This is a genomic window from Albidovulum sp., from assembly GCF_008933605.1.
Lineage (GTDB): Bacteria > Pseudomonadota > Alphaproteobacteria > Rhodobacterales > Rhodobacteraceae > Albidovulum.
Genome location: NZ_WBUS01000273.1, coordinates 1 through 2,412, shown reverse-complemented (window position 1 = coordinate 2,412; position 2,412 = coordinate 1). Strand labels below are relative to the sequence as shown.

Here is a 2,412-nt window from a genome sequence, read left to right as displayed (position 1 = left end):
CGCGCAGTGCCACGCGGGCGGCCCGGCCGCCGGAGCGGGTCCGGCGCGCGGAAACGGCTTCGCCCATCCCGGCCTCACCAGTCCGCAGGCGGGGTGGCGGTGCGGCGCGGGTGGCGGAAGAAGGCCCGCTCCACGATCCGCGCCCGCGCCATCCGCCGTTCCCAGATCAGCTCGCGCTGGAGGTAGATTTCCACCCAAAGGTCGCCGCCCACATCGTAGGGTGCCTCCACCCAGGCATGGGCGATGTTGCGCTTAAGCGTCGGCGACCAGAGCGCCGAGGTCACGAAGCCCACCTCGCGGCGTTTCGCATGATAGACGAGCGCGTGGTGCGCGGCCTTGTTGCGGTCGATCTCCAGCGCCACCAGCCGGCGCCGGGGCTTTTCCCTCGCAAGCCGCAGCAACGCCCGGCGGCCGTTGAAATGGGGTTTGTCGAGCGCCACCAGCCAGTCGAGGCCAAGCTCGTAGGGATTGCGCGCGCGCCCCGGCCGCAGGTGCGTCTCGGACGAGACGAAATCGACGCGCGGCAGCAGGAACCCCGCCTCGATCCGCGCCATGTCGAGCGCCTCGTAGCCGATGACCCGGATGCCCCTGAGCCGGCCCGCCTCCATCAGCCGGTCCCACACGCCGAGCGCGTCTTCCGGAGCCATCCAGAGCTCGTAGCCGAGATCGCCGGTGAAGCCGGTGCGGGAGACGGTGACCTGATGAGAATCGACCCGGAACTCCCTGATCTCGAACGGCTTCATCGTCTCGATCCCGGCAAGGCCGGCATCCTTCAGCACCGCGCAGGAGGTCGGCCCCTGCAGCGCCAGGCCGGCGACGGCGGCGCTCACATCCTCCACCGTCACGTCGAAGCCCCAGGCCACGTCGTCGAGCCAGGCGAGCTGCGGTTCCTGACAGCAGAGGCGGAACTCGGAGGGCCCGAGGCGGAACAGGGTGCCGTCGTCCACCACATTGCCCGCCTCGTCACACCAGATCACATAGGCCACCCGGCCGGGGGCGAGCTTCGCGATGTCGCGGGTGACGAGCCGGTTTACCACCGCCTCGGCGTCGGGCCCGGCGATCCGGTACTTCATCATCGGCGAGATGTCGAAGAGCGTCGTCTGGTTGCGGATAGCGAAATATTCGAACTCCACCGTGTCGAGCACCGAGGGCGAGGCGATCCCCATCCAGTTCATCCAGGCCTGACGGTGGTTCAGCGCGGCGAGCCGGTCATGGAACGGCCCCGGCACGAGTCCCATCGGCACCGCCGCGCGCGGGCTTGTCTTGGCGGTCATCTGCCCCTCCCGTCCTTCAGGGCCACACCGGCCGCGTTCCAGCCGGGCAGTCCGGTCACGTCGCCGCCCGGATGCGCGCCCGCACCGCAGAGATAGAGCCCGGCCACCGGCATCCGGTATTGCGCGGCCCCGGCGAAGGGCCGCAGCATCAGCATCTGGTCCACCCGGAACTCGCCATGGTGCCAGTGACCGCCGGGCAGGGCGAAGCGCGCGGCGATGTCGGCGGGCGTGGCGAGCGCCACGCCCGTCACCTTCGCCGCCGTCCCCGGCATCGCGTCATCGACGGCCGAAAGGACATTGGCCACCAGCCGGTCCCGCGCCTCTGGGGTCCAGCCGCCATTGAGGTGGCAGGGCACGAACTGGGCACTGACCGCCAGCCGGGCCGCGCCCGCGTCCCAGTGGCACTCCAGCGCAGGTCGGGCGGGACTTTCCTTGTATTTCGCGGCGTTGAAGGCGGTTTCCAACATCTTCAGATCGGGCGCGATGACCAGCCTGTCGCCGCCGTCCGGTGCCCCAGAACCGGGAATATCCGGCGCGCCGCCCAGCGTCAGGTCGAGCCGCGCCACCATCCCCTCGCTCGCCATCCGCCGCGCCCGCCGCACGTCCTCGGCATCGAGATGGCCCGCCCCAAGGAGGTCGAGCAACGTCGCGCGCGGATGCGCGTTCGAGAGCACCAGCGGCGCCCGGATCTCCTCTCCACCCTCCAGCCGCACGCCCTCCACCCGGTCGTCACCGGTCAGGATCGAAGCGACCGGGGCGCCGGTCCGGACCTGCCCGCCCGCGGCCTCCACCGCCTTCACCAGCGCGGCGACGATCACCCCGGCGCCGCCCTCGGCCATCGCCCGCGGCTGGCCGGCGATCCGGTAGAGGAGCGGCAGCACCGTGCCGGGCGAGCGCGGCCCCATCGCGCCGCCAAGGTTGGCGTCCATCGCCAGCGCCCCGGAAAGCGGCCCGTCGCCGATCTCGTCGTTCAGAACGTCCCAGACGTTCGACAGGAGGATGCGCAGCAACTCGCGCATCTCGGCCCGCCCGAGCATCCGCACGCCGAGCCCCAGGCGGGCCAGCGTCATCAGGTCGCCCCAGCCGCCGTCGCGGAGCCGCGGCGGCACCTTCGTCATCATCGGCGCGAGAGCGGAGG

The 2,412-nt window shown here is 71.4% G+C and carries 2 protein-coding genes; both read right to left on the bottom strand.

Annotation, left to right across the window (positions count from 1 at the left end; all coding sequences use genetic code 11):
* Positions 1-74: 74 nt before the first annotated feature.
* Positions 75-1,274 (bottom strand): aminomethyltransferase family protein, encoded by a 1,200-nt coding sequence (locus F9K34_RS18685; protein ID WP_291338607.1) that lies wholly within the window; start codon positions 1,272-1,274, stop codon positions 75-77.
* Positions 1,271-2,412: phytoene desaturase family protein (locus F9K34_RS18680; RefSeq protein ID WP_291338606.1), on the bottom strand; the 1,142-nt coding region annotated here is incomplete at its 5' end. The genes F9K34_RS18680 and F9K34_RS18685, both read right to left, overlap by 4 nt.